This is a genomic window from Ornithinicoccus halotolerans (assembly GCF_009602535.1).
Lineage (GTDB): Bacteria > Actinomycetota > Actinomycetes > Actinomycetales > Dermatophilaceae > Ornithinicoccus > Ornithinicoccus halotolerans.
Window position 1 is genome coordinate 1 of record NZ_WIQI01000004.1, and the last position, 23,388, is coordinate 23,388.

Genomic DNA, 23,388 nt, shown 5'->3' on the forward strand with positions numbered 1-23,388 from the left:
GCCGCTTCGGCACCCAGATCCGCCCGTCGTTGCGCAGCGACTCGCTCATCAGGGTGAGCTTGGACTGGAGCTCGCCCTCGACCGGCTCCGCCGGGGCCATGGTGACGGCGGCGTGGTCGGCCAGGTGCAGCGACACCCACCCGTCGTCGCCGGGGATCGGCCCGTGCCCCTGCCAGAGCACCTCCCCGGCGGCCATCAGCTCATCCAGCATCCCGGGGGCGTAGTCGGGCACCCGCGCCGGCAGCACGAGCGACTCCAGCGCACTGGCGGGGACCCTCGCGCCGGCCAGCTGCTCGACGGCGCGCAGCACGCCGTCGGGCCCCGGTAGCCGACGCAGCGACTGCCACTCGGGCAGGAACGCCGCGTAGTCGACCTGCTCGACCGGTTCCACCTCCTGGCGGAGCGCGGCCAGCGAGCGCCGGCGCAGCAGCCGGAGCACGTCCGGGTCGCACAGGTCAGGACCCAGCGCCCGGCCGTGGCTGCCGGTGCTGATGCCGTCTGCCTCGCCGTCGGGGTGGCCGTCCCCGGCCACGGCCCCGTCGGGACGGAGCCGCCCCGCCACCAGCCGCCCGTCGGCCACCAGCCGGCGGGCCACGTCGTGCACGACCGCAGCGCCCACGCCCAGCCGGGCTGCCAGGTCCGCGGGACGGAACGGCCCGTGGGTGCGGGCCCAGCGCACCACCAGGTCACCGAGCGGGTCCGGGACCGGCTCCAGGAACGTCGCCGGCACGCCCACCGGCAGGGCGGTGCCCAGGCCGTCCCGCAGCCGGGCGGCGTCCTGCACGTCGGCCCACCGGTCCTGCCCGGCGATCCGGACGGCGATCAGCTGCCGCTGCTCGGCCAGCGCCGCGAGCCAGCCGGGCACCTTCTCCCTGGCGGCCGGCTCGGCGCGCGCCAGCACCTCCTCCTGCGTCAGCGGACCGAGCCGGCGCAGCAGGTCGAGCACGTCCTCGGCGGCCCGGGCGGCCCGGTCCGGGTCCAGCCGCTGCAGCTCGGCCTCGGTGCGGGCCACCACCTCCGGGTCGAGCAGGTCGGCCAGCGAGGCGCCCTCGCCGCGGCCGAGCAGCTCGGCCAGCAGCGCCGGGTCCAGCGACAGCGCGGCGGCCCGCCGCTCGGCCAGCGGGGAGTCGCCCTCGTAGAGGTACTGCGCGACGTAGCCCAGCAGCAGCGACCGGGCGAACGGCGAGGCGGTCGGGGTCTCGACGGTCACCACCCGCACCGACCGGTCGGCCACCCGCCGCATCAGCGTGGTGAGCCCGCCGACGTCGTAGACGTCCTGCACCACCTCCCGGACCGCCTCCAGCACGATGGGGAAGGTGGGGTAGCGCGCCGCTACCTCCAGCAGCTGGGCCGAGCGCTGCCGCTGCTGCCACAGCGGCTGCCGCCGGTCCGGCCGGCGGCGGGGCAGCAGCAGCGCGCGGGCCGCGCACTCGCGGAACCGGGAGGCGAACAGCGCCGACCCGCCGATCTCGGCGGTGACCAGGTCGTGGACCTCCTCGGGGTCCAGCACCAGCAGGTCGGCCAGCTCGCGGTCCAGCGCCCGGCCCTCCTCCTCACCGTGGTCGGGCAGCCGCAGCACGATCCCGTCGTCGGCGGCCATGGCCTGCACGTCCGCCCCGAGCCGCTCCCGCAGCCGGGCCCCGATGCACAGCGCCCACGGGGCGTGCACCGGCGTGCCGTAGGGGCTGTGCACCACCACGCGCCAGTCGCCGATCTCGTCGCGGAACCGTTCCACCACGAGGGTGTCGTCGCCCGGGAGGTGCCCCGTCGCCTCCCGCTGCTCCGCCAGGTGGGCGAGCAGGTTGTCGGCCGCCCACTCGTCCAGCCCCCGCTCCCGGAGCCGCTCGCGTGCGGTCGCCTCGCCCGCCGCGGCCGTCTCCCGCACGAACGCCCCGACCGCCTCGCCGAGCTCGGCCGGCCGGCCCAGCGTGTCGCCCTTCCAGAACGGCAGCCGGCCCACCTGGCCCGGTGCGGGGGTGACCAGCACCTGGTCGTGGGTGATGTCCTCGATGCGCCACGAGGAGGTCCCCAGCGTGAACACGTCACCGACCCGGGACTCGTAGACCATCTCCTCGTCCAGCTCGCCCACCCGGCGCCCCGGCCCGTCGCCGGTGGCCAGCATCACGGCGAACAGCCCGCGGTCCGGGATGGTCCCGCCGCTGGTCACCGCGAGCAGCTGCGCGCCCCGCCGCGCGCTGAGCGTGTCGGCGACCCGGTCCCACACCACCCGGGGACGCAGGTCGGCCAGCTCCTCGCCGGGGTAGCGGCCGGAGAGCATGTCCAGCACCGAGTCCAGCAGCGAGCGGCCCAGGCTCGCGAACGGCGCGCTGCGCTGCAGCAGCGTGAGCAGGTCCGGCACCGGCCAGTCGTCGACGGCGACCATGGCCACCACCTGCTGGGCCAGCACGTCCAGCGGGTTGGCCGGCACGTGCAGCGCCTCGATGAGGCCCCGCCGCATCCGGTCGACCACCACGGCGGTCTGCACGAGGTCCCCCCGGTGCTTGGGCAGGAACACCCCGCGGGACACCGCCCCGACCTGGTGCCCGGCCCGCCCGACCCGCTGCAGCCCGCTGGCGACGCTGGGCGGCGACTCGACCTGCACCACCTGGTCGACGGCGCCCATGTCGATGCCGAGCTCCAGCGAGCTGGTCGCCACCACCGCAGGCAGCCGGCCGGACTTGAGGGCGTCCTCGATCTCGGCGCGGTGCTCCTTGCTCACCGACCCGTGGTGCGCCCGTGCCAGCACCGGCGGGGACCCGCCGCCGGAGCCGGCCTGCCCCATCAGCTGTGCTGGCGGGCGGCGGGGTGCGACGGCCGGCTCGGTGCCCGCCGCTCCCTCGTCGCCGGCAGCCGCCTCCTCGGCGAGCTCGTTGAGCCGGGAGGTGAGCCGCTCGGCCAGCCGCCGGGAGTTCGCGAACACCAGCGTGGAGCGGTGCGCGGCGACCAGCTCGGCGACCCGCCGCTCCACGTGCGGCCACACCGAGGCCCGCTCGGTGGGGTCCTCCGGCGGCTGCCAGCGGCTCCCGTCGTCCGTCTCCAGGTCGGGCAGCACCGGGCCGGTGCCCGCTGCCGCGACGCCGTCCTCCTCGTCCTGACCCGCCAGGCCCGCCATATCCTCAGGGGCGGGCTCGTGCCGGTCCGCCGTCGTGCCCACCAGCCCGGGGTCGGTCATGTCGGCGACGGGGACGTGCACCTGCAGGTCCCACTCCTTGACGGCCGCGGGCTGCACGGTGCGCACCGGCCGTCCGCCGGCCAGGAACCGGGCGACCTCCTCGACGGGTCGCACGGTCGCCGACAGGCCGATCCGCTGTGCCGGCCGGTCCAGCAGCGCGTCCAGCCGCTCCAGGCTCACCGCCAGGTGCGCGCCGCGCTTGGTGCCGGCCACCGCGTGGACCTCGTCGACGATCACCGTCTCGACCCCGGCCAGGGCCGAGCGCGCCTGCGAGGTCAGCAGCAGGAAGAGCGACTCAGGGGTGGTGATGAGCACGTCGGCCCCGTGCCGGGCGAAGGCACGGCGCTCCTCGGCCGGGGTGTCCCCGGAGCGCACCGCGACCGAGACCTCGGGCACGTGCTGGCCCAGCCTCCGGGCGGCGTGCCGGATGCCCACCAGCGGGGAGCGCAGGTTGCGCTCGACGTCGACGGCGAGGGCCTTGAGGGGGGACACGTAGAGCACGCGGCACCGCGGCCGCTCACCGTCCCGGGGGAGCGGGTCCGCGGCCAGCCGGTCCAGCGACCACAGGAACGCCGAGAGCGTCTTGCCGGAGCCGGTCGGCGCGACGACCAGGGTGTGCTCGCCGGCGCTGATGGCCTCCCAGGCGCCGGTCTGCGCCGGGGTCGGCTCCGGGAAGGAGGACCGGAACCACGCCCGCGTGGGCTCGCTGAACCGGTCGAGGACGCTCACCCGGCCAGCCTGCCACGCCCTGCTGACAACCGGCCCCCCGCGAGCGGGCGAGGCAGCGGTAGCGGCGGGCGCGGGCCGCTACTGGGTGTGCGGGTCGCGCTGCGGCACCAGCCGCGGCCGGTCCGGGGAGACCACGCGGTTGCCGTGGGCGCCGGTCACCGGCGGCGGGGTGGGCCGCGGCATGTCGCGCAGCTCGTGGTGCCGGGTGCGGTGCGGCGGCGCCCAGATCTTCAGGGCGACCAGGATCTTCTGCCACCAGGCGAGCTTGCGGTCGCTGCTCACGGGTGCTTCCTCCCTCGCTCGTGTCCCCGGGCCGGGGCCGCGGCACGGGGGGTGCTGTCATTGTGTCACTGGCGCGAGGACATACTGCCTCAGGTGCTGGCCGTCCTGCAGGGGTTCGGGCTGATCGCGTTCGTCGTCGCGGTCGGCTGGCTGCTGGCGCACACCGGCCTGCTGCGCGAGGGCGAGGAGCGCGTGCTGGCCACCGTCACCTTCTGGGCGGGCGCGCCGGCGCTGCTGTTCCTGCTGGTGGCCCGCTCGGACGTGCACGTGGTGTTCTCTGGCTACCTGGCCGCCACGCTCGCCGGCGCCCTCGTCAGCGGGGCGGTGGTGGTCGCGGTCTTCCGGCTGCTGCTGCGGCGCAGCGCCACCCACGCCCTCGTCAGCGGCATGTCCGCCTCCTACGTCAACGCCGGCAATCTCGGGCTGCCCATCGCGGTCTACGTGCTGGGCGACGGCTCGCTGGCCGCGCCCATCGTGCTGCTGCAGCTGCTGCTGCTGCAGCCGGCCTGGCTGGCGGCCCTCGACGCGGTCGGGGGCGACCGGACCTCGCTCAGGCGGCTGGCCACGCAGCCGCTGCGCAACCCGCTCACCGTGGCGTCGCTGCTGGGGCTCGGCGCGGCCCTCACCGGGCTGGTGCTGCCGACGGCGGTCGTCGACCCGCTGGAGCTGCTGGGCGGGCTGGCGATCCCGGCCATGCTGCTGGCGTTCGGCGCCTCGCTGCGCGGCGCGCCGCTGCCGGGCTCCGGGGGCGGCTGGCCGGAGCTGGCCGCCGTGCTCGGCGCCAAGCTGGTGCTGATGCCCGTGGTGACCGGCCTCACCGCGCTCGCCCTCGGCCTCGACCGCAGCCTGGTCGCCGCCGCGACCGTGCTCGCCGCCCTCCCGACCGCGCAGAACGTGTTCATCCTGGCCGTCACCTACGGGCGCGGGGTGCGGGTCGCGCGGGAGGCGGTCTTCGTCACCACGGTGTGCGCCCTGCCGGCGATGCTGGTGACGGTCGGAGTGCTGGGCTGAGGGCCGCTGACGTACCGTCGAGGCATGCGCCTCAGCGAGTTCGCCGCCCTGCTGGAGCAGGAGTTCGGCCGCGCCTACGGCCGTCGGCTGGCGGCCAGCCACGCCATCCACGCCCTCGGCGACCGCACCGCCGACCAGGCGGTCGAGGACGGGCTGCCCGTCCGCCGGGTGTGGGAGGCGCTCTGCGACGACCTGGACGTCCCGCCGGAGCGCCGCTACCTGGACGAGCGGCGCCGCCGCGCCTGAGCCCGCCGTCGGCAGGCGCAGCCCCGGCGGCGCCGTGACGTCTCAGACCAGGGCGCGCTCCAGCAGCGCCTCGGCGATCTGCACGGTGTTGAGGGCCGCGCCCTTGCGCAGGTTGTCGTTGCTGATGAACAGCACCAGCCCGCGCCCGTCCGGCACCGACTGGTCGGTGCGGATCCGGCCCACGTAGGAGGGGTCCTGCCCGGCCGCGTCCAGCGGTGTCGGCACGTCGGCCAGCGCCACGCCGGGCGCCTTGGCGAGCACCTCGCGGGCGCGCCCCGGCTCCAGCGGCTGGTCGAACTCGGCGTGCACCGCCAGCGAGTGGCCGGTGAAGACGGGGACCCGGACGCAGGTCCCTGCCACCGGCAGCTCCGGCAGGTCGAGGATCTTGCGCGACTCGTTGCGCAGCTTCTGCTCCTCGCTGGTCTCGCCGGAGCCGTCGTCGACCAGGTCTCCGGCCAGCGCCAGCACGTTGAACGCGATGGGGGCGTGGTAGCTGCTCGGCACGGGCAGCTGGACCGCTCGGCCGTCGTGGGCCAGCCCCTCCAGGTCCTGCTCGACCCCGGCGCGCACCTGCCCGGCGAGCTCCTCGACGCCGGCCACGCCGCTACCGGAGACCGCCTGGTAGGTCGCCACGGCCAGCCGCTGCAGGCCGGCCACGTCGTGCAGCGCCTTGAGGACCGGCATCGCGGCCATCGTGGTGCAGTTGGGGTTGGCCACGATCCGGGCGGCGCCGTCGGCCACCGCGGCGTCGAGCGCCTCGGGGTTGACCTCGCTGACGACCAGCGGGACCCGCTCGTCCAGCCGCCAGGCCGAGGAGTTGTCGATGACGACGGCGCCGGCCTCGGCGAACCGCGGTGCGTGCTCCTTGGAGGTGGACCCGCCGGCGGAGAACAGCGCGACGTCGATGCCGGACAGGTCCGCGGTCGCCACGTCCTCCACGACGACGTCGCGCGGCTGCTGCTGCGGCTGGCCGTCCCAGCGGCCCTCCCAGGGCAGGCTGCGGCCGGCGGAGCGGCTGGAGGCGAAGTAGCGGATGCTGGCCACGGGGAAGTCGCGCTCGGCCAGCAGCCGGCGCATCACGGCGCCGACCTGACCGGTGGCGCCGACGACGGCGACGTGGACGGGGCGGGGGTGCTCGTGGTGGGTCACCGGCATCACCGCCCGGTCCCGGCGTAGACGACGGCCTGGTCCTCGGCGTCCATCTCGAAGGCGGTGTGCACCGCCCGGACGGCGTCCTCGAGGTTGGCCTGGTCCACCAGGATCGAGATGCGGATCTCGGAGGTGGAGATCATCTCGATGTTGATGCCGGCGTCGGACAGCGCGCTGAACAACCGGTGGGCCACGTGCGGGTTGGACCGCAGCCCGGCGCCGACCAGCGACAGCTTGCCGGTGTGGGAGGTGTAGAGCACGTCCTCGAAGCCCATCTCGCGCTGCAGCTCGCGCAGCGCGGTGACGGTGCGGGTGCCGTCCGCCTCGGGGATCGTGAAGGAGATGTCGGTGACGCCGGTGTCCTCGTGCGAGACGTTCTGCACGATCATGTCGATCCCCACGCCGGCGCGGGTGATCGCGCCCAGCACGGTCGCGGCGGAGCCGGGCTTGTCGGGCACGCCGACGCAGGTGATCTTGCCGAGGTGACGGTCGTGGGCGATGCCGGAGATGATCGGGTCTTCCATGGGTTCCTCGTTCCCGGTGGTGGTCGATGCGGTCACGGGGCTCGCGCCGGTCGCGTGCTCGCCGGTGCCGTCGCTGCTGAGCGGGGTCAGCGGGCGGTCCACGAGGATCCAGGTCCCCTCCTTGTCGGAGAAGCTGGAGCGCACGTGCAGCGGCACCGCGAACCGCCGGGCGTACTCGACCGCTCGCAGGTGCAGGATCTTGGCGCCGTGCGCGGCCATCTCGAGGGTCTCCTCGATGCTGATGCGGGTCACCCGCGAGGCCGACGGCACGATCCGCGGGTCGGCGCTGAACAGGCCGTCCACGTCGGTGTAGATCTCGCAGACGTCGGCCGCCAGCGCCGCGGCGAGAGCCACCGCCGTGGTGTCCGAGCCGCCCCGGCCGAGGGTGGTGATGTCCTCGTCCTGGGACACGCCCTGGAAGCCGGCCACGATCGCCACGGCGCCGCTGTCGAGGGTCTCCTTGACGCGGTCGGGGGTCACGTCCAGCAGCCGGGCGCTGCCGTGCGAGGCGTCGGTGAGCAGGCCGGCCTGCTGCCCGGTGTAGGAGCGGGCGGGGACGCCCAGCTCCTCGATGGCCATCGCCAGCAGGGCCATCGAGATGCGCTCACCGGCGGTGAGCAGCATGTCGAGCTCACGCTCGGGAGGGTCGTGGGGTGAGACCTGGCTGGCCAGGTCGAGCAGTTCGTCGGTCGTGTCCCCCATCGCCGAGACGACGACGGCCACCTGGTTGCCCTCGCGGTGCGTCTGCACCACGCGCTGGGCCACCCGGCGGACGGCGTCGACGTCGGCGACGGAGGAGCCACCGTACTTCTGGACGAGCAAAGGCACTCGCCACAGTCTACGGGGGTGGGGGGCCCCGCGGGGGGTCCCGGGGTCGGGACAAAACCGGTGGGGGGTGTCACCGGGGCCGTCTATTGTTCCTGGCGTGGACGGCAGCGGGGACCCGATGATCGAGGCCAGCGGCCTGGTCAAGCGCTTCGGCGACCTCGTCGCGGTGGACGGGATCGACGTGTCGGTGCAGCGGGGCGAGGCGTTCGGGTTCCTGGGGCCCAACGGCGCCGGGAAGTCCTCCACGATGCGCATGGTCGGGGCGGTCTCTCCGCCCAGCGCCGGGGTGCTGCGGCTGTTCGGGATGGACCCCGCCACCCACGGCCCGCAGATCCGGGCCCGGATGGGCGTGGTGCCGCAGCGGGACACCCTCGACGAGGAGCTGACGGTCAGCGAGAACATCCGCATCTACGGCCGCTACTTCGGCCTCTCCCGGGCCGAGACCCGGCGCCGGGCGACCGAGCTGCTGCAGTTCGCGCAGCTGACCGAGCGGGCGGACGCGAAGGTGGAGCCGCTCTCCGGTGGGATGAAGCGCCGGCTGACGATCGCCCGCTCGCTGGTCAACGACCCCGAACTGCTGCTGCTGGACGAGCCGACCACCGGGCTGGACCCGCAGGCGCGGCACGTGCTGTGGGACCGGCTGTTCCGGCTCAAGCGGCGCGGGGTCACGCTGGTGCTCACCACGCACTACATGGACGAGGCCGAGCAGCTGTGCGACCGACTCGTGGTCATGGACGGCGGCCGGATCGTCGCGGAGGGCTCGCCCCGGTCCCTCATCGAGTGCTACTCGACCCGCGAGGTGCTCGAGCTCCGGTTCGCCGAGGAGGACCTGACCGGGCACGCCCGCGCCGTCGAGGGGATCGGGGAGCGGACCGAGGTGCTTCCCGACCGGCTGCTGGTCTACGTCGCCGACGGTGACGCCGCCTCCTCGGAGGTGCACCGCCGCGGGGTGCAGCCGCTGTCGTCGCTGGTGCGCCGCTCGACGCTGGAGGACGTCTTCCTGCACCTGACCGGACGGACGCTGGTGGACTGATGAGCACCGCCACCGACCCAGCAGTGGCGGCCCGGGAGCCGGCCCGCGCGCTGCCGCCGCGGCAGCGGTGGCGGCCGGCGTTCGAGTTCTGGTGGGTGCAGTACCTGCGCACCTGGAAGGGCAGCGTCATCAGCCGCTTCCTGATGCCGGTCATGTTCCTGGTCTCGATGGGGCTGGTGCTGGGCGACCTGGTGGACGAGCGCGCCGGGGGTGTGGAGGGGCTCCCGTACCTGCAGTACGTCGTGCCCGGCATCCTCGCCGCGCAGGCGATGTGGGTGGCGATGGGGGAGTCGACCTACTCGGTCTACGGGGCGATCCGCTGGAACCGGCAGTACCACGCGATGCTCGCTGCGCCGCTGACCGTGCGCGACGTGCTGCTGGGGCACCTGGCCTACGTCGCGCTGTCCGTCACCTTCGGCACCGTGGTGTTCGTGGGCGTCGGGGCGCTCTTCGGCTCCTGGTCCTCGCCACTGGTGCTGCTCGCGGTGCCGTTCGTGGTGCTGACCGGCATGGCCTTCAGCGTGCCGTGTTTCGCCTTCGCGGCGCAGGTGAAGGACAACACCGACCAGGGGTTCGCGCTGCTGTTCCGGTTCGTGATGACCCCGCTGTTCCTGTTCTCGGGGACCTTCTTCCCGGTCTCGCAGCTGCCGGGGCCGCTGCAGGCGGTCGCCTACGCGACCCCGCTGTGGCACGGCGTGGACGCCTCCCGGATGCTGGCGACCGGTCGCCCGGACTGGGCCGGGCTGGGGCTGCACGGCCTCTACCTGCTGGTCGTGCTGACCCTGGCGCTGTGGTGGGCCTGGCGCGCCTTCCACCGGAGGCTGGTCGTATGACGCCGTCGGCCTCCCGCGCCGCGGTACCGGAGCGGTCCGGCCGCCCAGCACCGCCGGGCCGGCCGCCCGGGCGCCGCCCGCCGAGGATGGTCTCGGCGCTGGCCCGGGCGATGCCGTTCCCGGCCGGTGCCGGCCTGGCGCGGGTGCTGGTCGAGCGCAACGTGATGGCCTACCGGCGGCTCTGGGTGCTGCTGCTGTCCGGCTTCGTCGAGCCGGTGTTCTACCTGTTCTCGCTGGGCATCGGGCTCGGTGCGCTGGTACGCACGGTCACCACCGACAGCGGCGTGGAGGTGCCCTACCCGGTCTTCGTCGCGCCCGCGCTGCTGGCGGCCTCGGCGATGAACGGCGCGGTCTTCGACTCCACCTTCAACGTCTTCTTCAAGCTGCGCTACGCCCGCCTCTACGACTCGGTGCTGGCGACGCCGCTCGGGCCGCGGGACGTCGCGGTCGGCGAGGTCACCTGGGCGCTCATGCGCGGCTCGCTCTACTCCGGCGCCTTCCTGTTGGTCGCGGCTGTGGCCGGCTTCGTGCGCTCCTGGTGGGCGCTACTGGCGCTGCCGGGGGCGGTGCTCATCGGGTTCGCGTTCGCCTCCGTGGGCATGTGGGCCACCACCTACATGCGGTCCTGGGTCGACTTCGACTACGTCACGCTGGTGATCCAGCCGCTGTTCCTGTTCTCGGCCACCTTCTACCCGCTGGCGCAGTACCCGGGGTCGGTCCGCTGGCTCGTGGAGTGGACCCCGCTCTACCACGGCGTGGCGCTGGAGCGGGCGCTGATGCTGGGCGACGTGGGGCCGGGACTGCTGGTCCACGTCGGCTACCTGCTGGCGATGGGGCTGCTGGGCGTCTGGGGCGCCTCGCGCCGGATCGAGCGGCTGCTGCTGTCCTGAGGCGCCCCGGCCGGGACCGCGCCCGCCGCCGTAGGGTGGCGCCGTGGACGAAGAAGAGCGCATCGCCCTGTTCCTGGACTACGAGAACCTCGCGCTGGGCACGCGGGACCACCTCGGGGGCATCAGCTTCCAGCTGCGCCCGGTGAGCGACGCCCTCGCCGAGCGCGGCCGGGTCGTGGTGCGCCGCGCCTACGCCGACTGGTCCTACTTCGACGAGGACCGCCGGATGCTGACCCGCTCGCACGTCGAGCTGATCGAGATGCCGCAGCGGATGGGCTACGCCCGCAAGAACGCCGCCGACATCAAGATGGCCGTCGATGCCCTGGAGCTGGCGTTCGTCCGCGACTACATCTCCACCTTCGTGGTCGCCACCGGGGACAGCGACTTCACCCCGCTGGTGCACAAGCTGCGCGAGCTCAACAAGCGCGTCATCGGCGTCGGCGTGCGGCACTCGACCTCCAAGCTGCTGCCACCGGCCTGCGACGAGTTCCTCTACTACGACGACCTGGAGGGCGTGGAGCCGGCGGGGGAGAGCGGGGAGGGCCACCGGGAGCCCAAGACCGCCCCGCGCTCGCGGGGCCAGGGTAGCCGCGTGGCGCCGCCCTCGGAGCCGGCCGCGGAGACCGTCGCCGAGGAGGAGCGGCCCGCCGTCTCCGACGTCGACGACGTGGCGGTGCTGGTGGCACAGACGGTCTCCGGGCTGCAGCGCACCGGTGGCGGGCAGGTGAGCGCTTCGGAGCTCAAGCGGACCCTGCTGCGCAAGGACCCGACCTTCAGCGAGGCCGCCCACGGCTTCCGCGCCTTCGGTGAGCTGCTGTCCCACCTGGAGCAGCGCGGCGTGGTCGAGCTCAGCGAGGGACCGGCCAAGGGGGACCCGGTGGTGACGCTGGCCGAGCTCGGGGACCGCGAGGACGCCTTCGCGCTGCTGCGCCAGGTCGTGGCCGCGGAGTCCGACGGCAAGGGGACCGGGCTGTCCGGCCTGAAGGACCGGCTGCGCCGGGAACGGCCGCAGTTCAGCGAGAAGGCGCTCGGCTACCGCTCGTTCCTGCAGTTCTGCAAGGGCGCCGCCGCCGCCGGAGTCGTGGGCCTGGCGTGGGACGACGACGCCGGTGACTACCTGCTCACCGTCCCTGACTGACCGAGTCCGCTGCCTGCCCGGCCACCGGCTGGCCGGTCCGTCGCCTCCCGGCCGCGACACGCCCCGCGTGTCGCGGCCACCCTCACCCTGCTCGTACAGAGTTACGACTAGCCTGAAGGGCAGGTGCCCGGGCGCCACCGTCGTCCACAGGCCATCGGCCGGGACGGGTGCGGTGTCGGTGCGGGGACCTAGCGTCTGACAGGACACGGATGAGACGTCGACCCCCAGGGTCGGGCGGCCGCGGTCGGTCGAAGGTAGGCGCGCTCGCCCACGATGTGAAGGAGCAGGAGATGGCCAAGGTGCCAGCGCAGCAGAATGACAAGACCAAGGCACTCGACACGGTCATGGGCCAGATCGAGAAGTCCTACGGCAAGGGCGCGGTCATGCGGCTCGGTGACGACGTCCGGCCGCCGATCAAGGTCATCCCCACCGGCTCGATCGCCCTGGACGTCGCCCTCGGCGTCGGCGGGATCCCGCGCGGGCGCGTCATCGAGATCTACGGCCCGGAGTCCTCGGGCAAGACGAGCCTGGCACTGCACGCGGTCGCCAACGCGCAGAAGGACGGCGGGATCGCGGCCTTCATCGACGCCGAGCACGCACTGGACCCCGAGTACGCCAAGGCGCTCGGCGTCGACACCGACGCGCTGCTGGTGAGCCAGCCCGACACCGGTGAGCAGGCGCTGGAGATCGCCGACATGCTGGTGCGCTCCGGCGCCCTGGACGTCATCGTCATCGACTCGGTCGCGGCGCTGGTGCCCCGCGCCGAGATCGAGGGCGAGATGGGCGACAGCCACGTCGGTCTGCAGGCGCGCCTGATGTCGCAGGCGCTGCGGAAGATCACCGGTGCGCTCAGCACGTCCGGCACCACCGCGATCTTCATCAACCAGCTCCGCGAGAAGATCGGCGTGATGTTCGGCTCCCCTGAAACCACGACGGGTGGCAAGGCGCTGAAGTTCTACGCCTCGGTGCGCCTGGACATCCGCCGGATCGAGACCTTGAAGGACGGCTCGGACCCGGTCGGCAACCGCACCCGGGTCAAGGTGGTCAAGAACAAGGTCTCCCCGCCGTTCAAGCAGGCCGAGTTCGACATCCTCTACGGTCACGGCATCTCCCGCGAGGGTGGCCTGATCGACATGGGAGTCGAGCAGGGCTTCGTGCGCAAGTCCGGGGCCTGGTACACCTACGAGGGCGAGCAGCTGGGGCAGGGCAAGGAGAACGCCCGTCAGTTCCTGCGCGACAACCCCGACATCGCCGACGAGATCGAGCGCAAGATCAAGGACAAGCTCGGGGTAGGCGTCCGCAGTGACGAGGTCCCCGAGGGGGTCGACCCGGTCACCGGCGAGGTCCCGGTCAACTTCTGAGGTTGAGCTGAGCCGATGAGCGCCGAGCAGCAGGAGCGGCTGCGCCGAGCACAGGAGGCCCTGGCCCAGGCCGAGCAGGCCGGGGCCGGGGCCTCCGCCTCACCCGGCCCCGAGCCGGTGGCGCCCGCGCGGCCCAGCCGGCGACGGGGCCGCGCCGAGGACGACGTGCCGGAGGCGGTGCGCGAGGACGACGAGCCGGACCCGTACGCCGTGGCCCGGCAGATCGTGCTCCGCCAGCTCACCATGGCGCCCCGCTCGCGCCAGCAGCTCGCGGACAAGCTGCGCCAGCGCGGCTGCGAGGATGAGGTCGCGACCGCCGTGCTCGACCGGATGGAGGAGGTCGGGCTCGTCGACGACGCCGCCTACGCGCGCATGCTCGTGCACAGCCGCCGGGAGACCAAGGGCCTCTCGGCCCGGGCGCTGGGCTACGAGCTGCGCCGCAAGGGCGTCGCGGAGCACCACATCGAGGCGGCGCTGGAGGACACCACCGCCGAGGACGAGCGTGCCCAGGCCAGGGCGCTGGCGCAGGCACGCCTCACCCGGCTGCACGGGCTCGGCCGCGACGTGCAGACCCGGCGGCTGGCCGGGTTCCTGGCACGCAAGGGGTACGGCGCCGGGGTGGCCTACGGGGTGGTTCGCGAGGTTCTCGACGAGGCTGCCGAGCACCAGCGGGACTGAGGCCCGGCAGCGCTCGGGGAGACCCCGCGGCTGCGCTCAGCAGGAGCGCGGCAGCACCGGTCAGGGCCGCTCCAGGTCGGCCTCGGTGTCCTCGTCGGTGTAGTGGATGGCGGCTTCCTCGGCGGAGTCGGGCTGCACCTGGTTCTGCTCGCTCGCCACGACGTCCTTCTCGGCATCCTCGCGCACACCCTCGTCGGGCTCGACCAGCCGGCCCACCTCCGAGCCCGCGGGGCCGACGAAGTCGTCCTCGGCAGGGATCGAGTCGGGGTCGTCGCCACCGACCCGGCCCTGCTGGTGCGAGCGCGGGGCGTCGGCGTCCAGGCCGCTCTCGTCCTGCGGGGCGCCGTAGGCGGTCTCGGGGTCGGGCCGCTCCTGCATCACGCGCTGGTCGATGGTCTCGTCCTGCGCCTGCTCGAACGGCGTGACCCCGAACGCGGTGCTCCCGTGCAACCGGTCCGGGGCGGTGTAGCCCTGCTCGACCGGGTCGGCCGGGTCGACGTCGTCGCCGGTGAGGGTGTCCGACGGCTGCAGCTGGTCCTCGTCGTCGACGCTGAAGCTCTGGCCGTGGTCCTCGATGCTCTCGGCACCAGGCTGGTCGCTCATCAGGTGTCTCCCTTCGTCGCTCTCGTTCGAGCCTAGAGGGCTGGGTATCCTGACGCGCGTGATGGGGTCGACCCGCAGGTGAGCGTGGCCATCGCCGCCGCCGTCCTGGTGGTCTTCGCCCTCGGCGCCACCCTGCAGCGGGTGGCTGGGCTGGGCCTGGGGCTGGTCGCCGCCCCGATCCTCTCGCTGCTGCTCGGGCCGGTGGTGGGCGTCACGCTCAGCAACGTCGGGGCGGTCGCCGGTGCGCTGCTGATCTGGGGCGCGATGCGGCGCTCCGTCGACTGGTCGCGGTTCTGGCACGTGGCGCCGCTGCTCGTCGTCGGCTCGGTCATCGGTGCGGCGGTGGTCCGCGCTGCCGACCCGGCCGTGCTCAACGTCGTGCTCGGCGGCAGCGTGCTGGCCGCCCTCGGCGCGTCCTGGCTGCTGCGCCGGCAGGCCGCCGTCGGGGGCCGCGGGGCCGGCTGGGGCGCCGGCGTCATCGGGGGGTTCATGAACACCACCGCGGGCGTGGCCGGACCGGCCATGACCGTCTACGCGTTGGCGACCCGGTGGGAGCACCGCTCCTTCGCCGCAACGTTGCAGCCGCTGTTCCTGTGCGCCAACGCCACCTCGGTGATCACCAAGCTGGCGGTGGGCACCGGGATCCCGCCCGGGTCGGTGCCGTGGACCGTGTGGCCGGCTGTCGTCGCGGGGGTAGCGGCGGGGGTGCTGGCCGGTGGCCTGCTCGCCCGGCGCGTCCCGCAGCACCGGGGCCGGGCGGTCGCCGTGTCGGTGGCGCTGACCGGCGGGGCGGTGGTGCTGGTGCGGGGGCTGACCACGCTCTGAGGCGGCGGCCGGCGCCACACCGGGCACCCGCGCGCGGCCACTACCCTGGTGGGTGCCATGACCACTGCAGCCGGCGCGACGCCCAAGACCTACGACGTGCGCACCCACGGGTGCCAGATGAACGTGCACGACTCCGAGCGGCTCTCCGGGCTGCTGGAGACCGCGGGCTACGTGGACCTGGCCAGCCTGGCGCCGGGGGAGCGGCCGGACACCGCGGACGTGGTCGTCTTCAACACCTGCGCGGTCCGCGAGAACGCCGCGAACAAGCTCTACGGCAACCTGGGCCAGCTGCGCCCGGCCAAGCAGCGCAACCCGCAGATGCAGATCGCGGTGGGTGGCTGCCTGGCGCAGAAGGACCGCTCCACCATCGTGGAGAAGGCGCCCTGGGTCGACGTCGTGTTCGGCACCCACAACATCGGCTCGCTGCCGGCGCTGCTGGACCGGGCACGCCACAACAAGGCCGCCGAGGTGGAGATCCTGGAGGCGCTGGAGACCTTCCCCTCCACGCTGCCGACCCGGCGCGACAGCGCCTACAGCGGCTGGGTGTCCATCTCGGTGGGCTGCAACAACACCTGCACCTTCTGCATCGTGCCCAGCCTGCGCGGCAAGGAGCGCGACCGCCGGCCCGGCGACATCCTCGCCGAGATCCGCGCGCTGGTGGAGCAGGGCGTCGTCGAGGTGACCCTGCTCGGGCAGAACGTCAACACCTACGGGGTCGAGTTCGGCGATCGGCGGGCGTTCGGCAAGCTGCTGCGCGCGTGCGGGGAGATCGAGGGGCTGGAGCGGGTCCGCTTCACCAGCCCGCACCCGGCCGCCTTCACCGAGGACGTCATCGACGCGATGGCCGAGACGCCGAACGTCATGCCCAGCCTGCACATGCCGCTGCAGTCCGGCTCGGACCGGGTCCTGAAGGCGATGCGCCGCTCCTACCGCAGCAGCCGGTTCCTGCGGATCCTCGACGCCGTCCGCGAGCGCATCCCGGACGCCGCCATCACCACCGACATCATCGTGGGGTTCCCGGGGGAGACCGAGGAGGACTTCCAGGGCACCCTCGACGTGGTCCGCGCCAGCCGATTCTCCAGCGCCTTCACCTTCCAGTACTCCATCCGCCCGGGCACCCCGGCGGCCGAGATGGACGGGCAGCTGCCCAAGGAGGTCGTCCAGGAGCGGTTCGACCGGCTCATCGCGGTGCAGGAGGAGGTCTCCTGGGCCGGGAACCGCGAGCTGGAGGGCCGTGAGGTGGAGGTTCTGGTCGCGCCCGGGGAGGGCCGCAAGGACGCCGAGACCCACCGGCTGTCCGGCCGTGCCCGCGACAACCGGCTGGTGCACTTCGCGCTGCCGCAGCGGCCCGACGTGGCGGCGCCGCGCCCGGGCGACCTGGTCACCGTGCAGGTGACCTACGGGGCCCCGCACCACCTGGTGGCCGACTCGGCGCTGCAGGGCGGCACCTACCGGGTCCGCCGCACCCGCGGTGGGGACGCCTGGGCGGCGCTGCAGGACCAGCCCGACGCCGGCCGGCCCAAGGTCGGCCTGGGCATGCCCACGGTCGGCAAGCCGGCGACGCCCACCACGCCGGTCCAGGCGCCCTGCTGCTCCTGACCGGTTCGCCCCCCGCGGTAGCGGCGGGCTGCCACGGCGCTGCGGCCCAGTGCGCCCAGTGCGTCCAGTGCCGGGTCAGCCGGTCCGCTTCTCGTAGTACTCGCTCCACTTGGCGGTGCCGGTGCGGTAGGCGTCCTGCCAGCGAGTGACCTTCTGGTCGTACGCGGCGCTCCAGTTGGCGGTCTTGGTGTCGTAGCCGTATCTCCAGATCTCCGTGCCGCGGTCGTAGAAGAACCTCCAGATCCCGGTCTTGACCTCGTACTCCAGCTCGTCGGCCAGGGCCTCGGAGATGTCCATCCCGCGGTCCTTCTCCCGGTTGGCCGCTGCCATGATCCGCTGGCCCACCTCGTCGGCCTCGCGCATGTTGGCCCGGCCCTGCTCGTTGATCGACTTCAGCGCCTCGGACCTCCACTCGTTCCAGGCGCTCATCATCCGGGAGTACTCCTCGTCCCAGTAGTCCTCCAGGTCCTGCTGGGAGCCGGCCGCGGTGAACTCGCCGCCGCCGGCCGCAGCGATGGCCTGCAGCTGCTCGGTGTCGGCGTCACCGGTCTGGAAGCCGACGACGTTGACGATCGGCTCGATGCCGCTGCCGGCCAGCTTCTTCGCGGCCGCGACGGGGTCACCCCCGCAGGACTCGATCCCGTCGGTGACGACGTAGACGATGCTGTCGGTGGCGTCCGCGGGGACGTCTGCGGCAGCGTCCCGGATGGCCATCGCCAGCGGGGTCCAGCCGGTCGGCTCGACGTTGCCGAGGGTGCCCTCCAGGCCCTCCAGGTAGGCGGCCGGCCCGTCGAAGACCAGCTCGCTGGAGGCGCAGGACTCCTCCTTGTCGACCTCCAGGTTGTTGCCCTCGTGGCCGTAGACCCGGAGCGTGACGAAGGTGCCCTCGGGCAACGACTCGACGAAGCCGAGCATCGCCGCCTTGGCCTCGTCCATGCGCGACCCGTTCGCCGAGTCGGCGGCCATCGAGCCGCTGGCGTCCAGCACGAGGGCGACGTGGTTGCTCCCGACGGCCTGGCCCTCCTCGGGCTGCTGCTCCTCGGGGTCGGCCGCGTTCTCGGCGATCGAGGGGTCGAACCGGACGGTGTCCATGACGTCCGCGGCGTAGTCCTCGTGGATCTGCGCCAGGATCGCCTGGCCCCACTCCTCGGCGGTGGTCGGGTGGTGGGACCGTGCGGCCTCGATAACGGCGTCCTGGTCGTAGCCGTCACCGGCGTAGGGACCGGGCTCGCGCAGCAGTGACCGTTCCAGGGCGGTGAGCTCGCGGGGGGCGTCGTCGAACGGGACCGGGACCACCTCCGGGGCCCGGAAGCCGCCGGCTGCCGTCGCGGTGACCCCCTCCTCGTCCGTGCCGGCGTCCGCGGTCTGCACAGCCTCGTCGGGTCCGGCGCTGGTGGCCGCCGCGGCGTCGGCGCTGGGTTCCACGGCTGCCTCGGGCGGGTCACCGCCGCCGCAACCGGCCAGCAGCGCCAGCCCGGCGGCGGCCGCGACCACCGGCCGGCCGGTCGCTCTCGTCATCCTCGCCATGGTGCGCACAAGGCCCCCTCCAGCCGTCCCCGTCCCTCGTCGCGCCACCGTCGGGCCCGACCGCACCTGAGCGTAGCGGCGGGGGGTTGGGGCCGCCGGCACGGGCCCGCTGCGACAATGCCCGCCATGACGAGGACGTCGCTGGCCACGACCGACCCCGCCGACCTGCCGGTGGCCGTCGTGGGGGCCGGGGCGATGGGGACCGGTATCGCCCAGGTCGCCGCGCAGGCCGGTCACCCGGTGCACCTGGCCGATGCCCGGCCCGGAGCCGCGGCCGGGTCGCTGCAGCGGCTCGCCGGGACGCTGCAGCGGCTGGTGGACAAGGGTCGGATGACGGCACCGGAGCGTGAGCAGGTGCTGGCGCGGTTGACCGCCCATGACGTGGCCGGCGGTGACGTCACCGCGCTGCCCCCGGTGCGGCTCGTCGTGGAGGCGGTCGTGGAGGACCTGGCGGTCAAGCAGCAGCTGTTCGCCGCGCTGGCCGGGCGCCTGGGGGAGGATGCGGTGCTGGCCACCAACACCTCCAGCCTGGACGTGTCCGCCGTCGCCGACGGCGTCCCCGCGCCGGGCCGGGTGGTGGGGCTGCACTTCTTCAACCCGCCGCCGCTGATGGCGCTGGTCGAGGTGGTGAGTGGGAGCACCACGGACGCGGGCGTGGCGGCCGACGCCGCCGCGCTGGTGCAGCGCTGGGGCAAGACACCGGTGCGGTGCCGGAGCACGCCCGGGTTCATCGTCAACCGGGTGGCACGGCCGTTCTACGGGGAGGCGCAGCGGATGGTGGCGGCCGGGGTCATGGACCCGGCCAGCGTGGACCTGGCGCTGCGGGAGCACGGCGGCTTCCGGATGGGGCCGATGGAGCTGACCGACCTGATCGGCCAGGACGTCAACCTCGACGTGGGCACCAGCGTCTGGGAGCAGACCGGGCGTGACCCGCGGTACGAGCCCACGGACTACCAGCGGGCGCTGGTGCGCGACGGCCGGCTGGGGCGCAAGACGGGCCGGGGAGTTTTCCGCTACGACGAGGCGGGCCGCCCGCTGGACGCCGAGCCGGACCGGGACCTGGTGGCCCGGCTCGTGGGCGGCCCGGTCGTCACCGACCCGGTCGCGCGCACGCTCGCGATGCTGGTCAACGAGGGGGTCGACCTGGCCCACCGCGGGGAGGCCAGCGCCGAGGACGTCGACACCGCGATGCGGCTGGGCACCAACTACCCGCGGGGCCCGTTCGGGTGGCTCGCCGAGCTCGGCGCCGGCCGGGTCCTCGGGGTGCTCGCCGAGCTCGACGCCGCCCACCCCGGCGGCCGCTACCGGCCCAGCCCGGCGCTGCAGGAGACCGTCCGGTAGCCGCCTAGGCTGGCCCCCGTGATCCCCGACGCCCCCAGCCGCCGCGAGGAGACCGCGGGCCGGGTCGCCGCGGCCGTGGCGGGTGTGGAGGCGACCGCGCTGGCCGGGTTCGCGCTGTACTACCTCTGGCAGCTGATCCAGGGCCGGGGCACCGACCCGGTCGTGGTGATCATGTCGGTGGTGACCATGGTGGTGTTCGTGGTCGGCCTCGGTTACATCGCGGTGGGCCTGTGGCTGCGGCACCCCCGCGCGCAGGCCCCGGCCATCGCGGTCAACGCCCTGCTGATGCCGTTGGGGATCGCCATGTTCCAGTTCGCGCCGGCCTGGGCGGCCGGGCTCGTGCTGGGAGCCGCCGTCGTGGGTGTGGTGGCCGGCCTGGCCATGGGCCGGATGGACTGACACGGCGAGGGCCCCGCCGGGCCCCGCGCGAGGGTTGTCCACAGCTTCGCCGGAACGGCGGCTCAAGAGTCAGCCGAAGGTGTTTTCCTGGGTGGCCCGGTCAAGGTACAAAGGCCGGGTGCTGCGGCACCGCTGCCGCGGCGCAGCCGGTGGGTGAGTCGTCGAAGGGCCAGCCGTGCAGGGCACAGCCGTAGAGACACTGGAGACCGACGTCCGGGAGCGCATCCGGCGCGACCGGGTGGACCCGGCGCGCGACGAGGCGCGGGTACGTGCCCTCGTCGACGAGGCCGTCGCCGACTACGAGGAGCGCGCCCTGCTCACCGGGCAGCCGCCGCTGGCTGACGCCCAGGAGGCCGGTCGCGCGGTGCTCGACGCGGTGGCCGGCTTCGGCCCGTTGCAGCCCTACCTGGACGACCCCTCGGTCGAGGAGCTGTGGATCAACGAGCCCTCCCGGGTGTTCGTCGCCCGGCACGGCCGCGCGGAGCTGACTCCGACCCTGCTGACCGAGCAGCAGGTGCGCGACCTGGTGGAGCGGATGCTGCGCACGTCCGGGCGGCGGGTCGACCTGTCGGCGCCGTTCGTCGACGCCGCGCTGCCGGACGGCAGCCGGCTGCACGTCGTGATCCCTGACATCACCCGCCGCCACTGGGCGGTGAACATCCGCAAGTTCGTGGTCGCCGCCGACCACCTCGACGACCTGGTGCGGCTCGGCACCCTCACCCGACAGGCGGCCGACTTCCTGGAGGCAGCCGTCGTCGCCGGCCTCAACGTTGTGGTGGCTGGAGGCACGCAGGCCGGGAAGACGACGCTCCTGAACTGCCTGGCAGCGGCCATCCCGCCCCAGGAGCGGGTGGTCACCTGCGAGGAGGTCTTCGAACTGCGACTGCCGCTCAGAGACGTGGCGGCGATGCAGTGCCGGCAGCCGAGCCTGGAGGGGACCGGGGAGGTGCCGCTGCGGCGGCTGGTCAAGGAGGCGCTGCGGATGCGTCCCTCCCGACTCGTGGTGGGCGAGGTGCGGCAGGCGGAGTCGCTCGATCTGCTGGTCGCGCTCAACAGCGGGCTGCCGGGCATGGCCACCGTGCACGCCAACAGCGCCCGCGAGGCGGTCACCAAGCTGTGCACTCTGCCGTTGCTGGCCGGGCCCAACGTCAGCAGCAGCTTCGTCGTGCCCACCGTCGCGGCCTCGGTGGACCTGGTCGTCCATGTCGCGCTGGAGGGGGACGGCCAGCGCTGTGTGCACGAGATCGTGGCGTTGCCCGGGCGGGCCGAGGGCGACGTGGTGGAGGTCGCCGACCTGTTCCGGTCGCGGGACGGGGTCCTGCACCGCGCGGAAGGGTTCCCGCCGCACGAGGAGCGGTTCCGCCGGGCCGGGCTGGACCTGGCGCGGCTCCTGGAGGCCCGGCCGTGACCGGGTCGTTCCTCGGGCTGCTCCTCGGCGTGGGCCTGGCCCTGGTGTGGTGGTCCTTATGGCCCGCCCCGGAACCGCGGTCCGGGGCGCCCGGTGCGGTGGGCCGCTACCGCGACCGGTGGCGCGACGACGTGCTGCTGGCGGGTCTGGGCGGGCTCGGGCTGTCCACCTTGGCGGCCCTGTCGGTCCTGGTCGCGGCCGTCGTGGCGGTGCTGGCGGCGGCGGTCACCGGTGTCCCGGCGATCGCCGTGGCGTTCGGTCTCATGGGAGCGGCCGCGGTCCCGGTGACGGTCCGGGCCCGGGCCCGCCGGCGCCGGGCGGAGCTGCGGGAGGTGTGGCCGGAGGCCATCGACCACGTTGCCTCGGCCGTGCGCGCAGGCCTGGCGCTGCCCGAGGCGCTGGTGCAGCTGTCGGACCGAGGGCCGGGACCGTTGCGGGAGCCGTTCGCGGCGTTCGCCCTCGACTACCGGGCGACCGGCCGGTTCGTCGACGCGCTGGACGGGCTGAAGGACCGGATGGCTGACCCGGTCGCCGACCGGCTGGTCGAGGCGTTGCGCATCGCCCGGGAGGTGGGTGGGACGGACCTGGGCCGGCTGCTGCGCACGCTGTCGGAGTTCCTGCGGGCCGACGGCCGGGCCCGGGCCGAGCTCGCCGCTCGGCAGTCCTGGACCGTCAATGCCGCCCGGCTGGCGCTCGCAGCCCCCTGGCTGGTCCTGTTGATGCTCGCCACCCGCGGCACCGCCCTGGAGGCGTACCGGGAGCCGGGCGGGGTCGTCGTGCTGGTGGTCGGTGCCGTCGCCTCCCTGCTCGCCTACCGGCTGATGCTTCGGATCGGGCGGCTCCCGGAGGAACAGCGGGTGCTGCGATGACCGCCGCGGTGGCGGCAGGCGCCGCCCTCGGCGGGACGCTGGCGGCAGGTCTGCTGCTGGTCTGGCGCGGGCTACCGCTGCCTGGCCGCACCGACTTCCTCTCCCGGGTGGAGCCATATCTGGACCCGATCGGCACCCGGGCCCGCGAGCGGGAGCTGGCCCGGCTGCCCCGGTTCGCGTCCTGGGTGCGGACCCACACGGCCGGGGCGCTGGGCCGGCTGCTGGGCGGCGACGCCGCGTTGCGGGAGCGGCTGCGGCGGGCGGGTCACGCCGAGGAGGTCGAGGCGTTCCGGGTGCAGCAGGCGCTCTGGGGCCTCGCGGGTAGCTGCCTCGCGCTCGCCCTCGGCGGAGCACTGTGGTGGGTCCGCGACGCCAGTCTGGTCGCGGTGGCGGTGGTCTGCCTGGCGGCCGCGCTCGGCGGGGCGCTGGGTCGGGACTGGGCACTGGGGCAGCAGGCGCGACGCCGGGAGCGTCGCCTCGTCGGGGAGCTGCCTGCGGTGGCCGAGCTGCTCGCGCTGGCCGTGACGGCAGGGGAGAGCACGGCCGAGGCCCTGGAGCGGGTCTCGCGGATGTCCAGCGGTGAGCTGTCCCGGGAGCTCGAGCTCTGTCTAAGCGAGGCTCGCACCGGCGCGACCCTCCCGCAGGCACTGCACGGGCTCAGCGTCCGGACCGCCAGCCCGCCGGTCACCCGCTTCGTGGACGGGCTCGTGGTGGCCCTCGAGCGTGGCACGCCGCTCGGGGACGTGCTTCGGGCCCAGGCCGCCGACGCCCGCGAGGCCGGACGGCAGGCGCTCATCGAGGAAGGCGGGCGGCGTGAGATCGCGATGATGGTCCCGGTCGTGTTCCTGGTGCTCCCCGTCACCGTCCTGTTCGCCGTCTACCCGGGTTTCTCCATGCTCCGGGTCTCGCTGTGACCCCGGACCATCTCATCCCCAACCATGAG

General features: G+C 74.0%; 21 protein-coding genes. 15 read left to right on the forward strand and 6 right to left on the reverse strand.

Features of this window, described 5'->3' with window-relative positions; translation table 11 throughout:
• Together GFJ45_RS01595 and GFJ45_RS01600 are read right to left on the reverse strand one after the other, a co-directional pair.
• Nucleotides 1-3,901: Lhr family ATP-dependent helicase (locus GFJ45_RS01595; protein ID WP_153393400.1), on the reverse strand; the 3,901-nt coding region annotated here is incomplete at its 3' end.
• A gap of 78 nt (nt 3,902-3,979) precedes the next feature.
• A complete protein-coding gene (locus GFJ45_RS01600) occupies nt 3,980-4,183 on the reverse strand; it encodes a hypothetical protein (protein ID WP_153393403.1) in 204 nt (67 codons plus the stop codon).
• A 93-nt stretch (nt 4,184-4,276) separates the two neighbouring features.
• Between GFJ45_RS01600 and GFJ45_RS01605 the strand changes: the two genes are divergently transcribed.
• Nucleotides 4,277-5,194, forward strand: a complete 918-nt coding sequence (locus GFJ45_RS01605) for an AEC family transporter (protein ID WP_153393407.1) — start codon at nt 4,277-4,279, stop codon at nt 5,192-5,194.
• A gap of 24 nt (nt 5,195-5,218) precedes the next feature.
• Nucleotides 5,219-5,440, forward strand: a complete 222-nt coding sequence (locus tag GFJ45_RS01610; RefSeq protein ID WP_153393410.1) for a DUF3046 domain-containing protein — start codon at nt 5,219-5,221, stop codon at nt 5,438-5,440.
• Nucleotides 5,441-5,482: 42 nt separating this feature from the next.
• Here GFJ45_RS01610 and GFJ45_RS01615 read toward each other — a convergent pair whose 3' ends face one another.
• On the reverse strand, nt 5,483-6,589 hold the full coding sequence (locus tag GFJ45_RS01615) for an aspartate-semialdehyde dehydrogenase (RefSeq protein ID WP_228386345.1): 1,107 nt from the start codon (nt 6,587-6,589) through the stop codon (nt 5,483-5,485).
• Nucleotides 6,590-6,594: 5 nt separating this feature from the next.
• Nucleotides 6,595-7,941: an aspartate kinase gene (locus tag GFJ45_RS01620; protein ID WP_153393416.1), complete on the reverse strand. Its 1,347-nt coding sequence runs from the start codon at nt 7,939-7,941 to the stop codon at nt 6,595-6,597.
• 118 nt (nt 7,942-8,059) lie between these two features.
• On the opposite strand from GFJ45_RS01620, the gene GFJ45_RS01625 reads away from it, so the two are divergent.
• The 6 genes from GFJ45_RS01625 to GFJ45_RS01650 all read left to right on the forward strand — a co-directional run bounded on the left by GFJ45_RS01625 (nt 8,060) and on the right by GFJ45_RS01650 (nt 13,874).
• Entirely contained in the window at nt 8,060-8,974 is a 915-nt protein-coding gene (locus GFJ45_RS01625; RefSeq protein ID WP_153393610.1) for an ABC transporter ATP-binding protein, read from the forward strand.
• Nucleotides 8,974-9,807, forward strand: coding sequence for an ABC transporter permease (locus GFJ45_RS01630; protein ID WP_153393419.1), 834 nt, complete (start codon nt 8,974-8,976; stop codon nt 9,805-9,807). Before GFJ45_RS01625 ends, GFJ45_RS01630 begins: the two co-directional genes overlap by 1 nt.
• Nucleotides 9,804-10,697 carry an ABC transporter permease gene (locus GFJ45_RS01635; RefSeq protein WP_228386347.1) on the forward strand — a complete coding sequence of 298 codons (894 nt, stop codon included), beginning with the start codon at nt 9,804-9,806 and terminating at the stop codon, nt 10,695-10,697. The genes GFJ45_RS01630 and GFJ45_RS01635 overlap by 4 nt, the downstream gene beginning before the upstream one ends.
• A 43-nt stretch (nt 10,698-10,740) precedes the next feature.
• Complete coding sequence (locus GFJ45_RS01640) at nt 10,741-11,835, forward strand: NYN domain-containing protein (protein ID WP_153393422.1); 1,095 nt, start codon at nt 10,741-10,743, stop codon at nt 11,833-11,835.
• A 290-nt stretch (nt 11,836-12,125) separates the two neighbouring features.
• A complete protein-coding gene (gene recA / locus GFJ45_RS01645) occupies nt 12,126-13,196 on the forward strand; it encodes a recombinase RecA (RefSeq protein ID WP_153393425.1) in 1,071 nt (356 codons plus the stop codon).
• Between the two features lie 15 nt (nt 13,197-13,211).
• Entirely contained in the window at nt 13,212-13,874 is a 663-nt protein-coding gene (locus GFJ45_RS01650; protein WP_153393428.1) for a regulatory protein RecX, read from the forward strand.
• 60 nt (nt 13,875-13,934) lie between these two features.
• On the opposite strand, the gene GFJ45_RS01655 is transcribed toward GFJ45_RS01650, so the two are convergent.
• Nucleotides 13,935-14,477 (reverse strand): DUF5709 domain-containing protein, encoded by a 543-nt coding sequence (locus GFJ45_RS01655; RefSeq protein ID WP_153393431.1) that lies wholly within the window; start codon nt 14,475-14,477, stop codon nt 13,935-13,937.
• 78 nt (nt 14,478-14,555) lie between these two features.
• On the opposite strand from GFJ45_RS01655, the gene GFJ45_RS01660 reads away from it, so the two are divergent.
• On the forward strand, nt 14,556-15,302 hold the full coding sequence (locus tag GFJ45_RS01660; RefSeq protein WP_153393434.1) for a sulfite exporter TauE/SafE family protein: 747 nt from the start codon (nt 14,556-14,558) through the stop codon (nt 15,300-15,302).
• Nucleotides 15,303-15,359: 57 nt separating this feature from the next.
• Entirely contained in the window at nt 15,360-16,901 is a 1,542-nt protein-coding gene (gene miaB / locus GFJ45_RS01665) for a tRNA (N6-isopentenyl adenosine(37)-C2)-methylthiotransferase MiaB (protein WP_153393437.1), read from the forward strand.
• A gap of 75 nt (nt 16,902-16,976) precedes the next feature.
• Here the strand turns inward: miaB and GFJ45_RS01670 are convergent, their stop codons facing one another.
• Nucleotides 16,977-18,419, reverse strand: a complete 1,443-nt coding sequence (locus GFJ45_RS01670; RefSeq protein ID WP_194288457.1) for a vWA domain-containing protein — start codon at nt 18,417-18,419, stop codon at nt 16,977-16,979.
• 135 nt (nt 18,420-18,554) lie between these two features.
• On the opposite strand from GFJ45_RS01670, the gene GFJ45_RS01675 reads away from it, so the two are divergent.
• The 5 genes from GFJ45_RS01675 (at nt 18,555) to GFJ45_RS01695 (ending at nt 23,359) form a co-directional block, all read left to right on the forward strand.
• Nucleotides 18,555-19,769 carry a 3-hydroxyacyl-CoA dehydrogenase NAD-binding domain-containing protein gene (locus GFJ45_RS01675; RefSeq protein ID WP_228386349.1) on the forward strand — a complete coding sequence of 405 codons (1,215 nt, stop codon included), beginning with the start codon at nt 18,555-18,557 and terminating at the stop codon, nt 19,767-19,769.
• A gap of 18 nt (nt 19,770-19,787) precedes the next feature.
• Nucleotides 19,788-20,168 carry a hypothetical protein gene (locus GFJ45_RS01680; RefSeq protein ID WP_153393446.1) on the forward strand — a complete coding sequence of 127 codons (381 nt, stop codon included), beginning with the start codon at nt 19,788-19,790 and terminating at the stop codon, nt 20,166-20,168.
• A gap of 175 nt (nt 20,169-20,343) precedes the next feature.
• Entirely contained in the window at nt 20,344-21,576 is a 1,233-nt protein-coding gene (locus GFJ45_RS01685; protein ID WP_153393449.1) for a CpaF family protein, read from the forward strand.
• Nucleotides 21,573-22,445, forward strand: a complete 873-nt coding sequence (locus GFJ45_RS01690; protein ID WP_153393452.1) for a type II secretion system F family protein — start codon at nt 21,573-21,575, stop codon at nt 22,443-22,445. The genes GFJ45_RS01685 and GFJ45_RS01690 overlap by 4 nt, the downstream gene beginning before the upstream one ends.
• Nucleotides 22,442-23,359 carry a type II secretion system F family protein gene (locus GFJ45_RS01695; RefSeq protein ID WP_153393455.1) on the forward strand — a complete coding sequence of 306 codons (918 nt, stop codon included), beginning with the start codon at nt 22,442-22,444 and terminating at the stop codon, nt 23,357-23,359. The genes GFJ45_RS01690 and GFJ45_RS01695 overlap by 4 nt, the downstream gene beginning before the upstream one ends.
• Nucleotides 23,360-23,388: the final 29 nt, after the last annotated feature.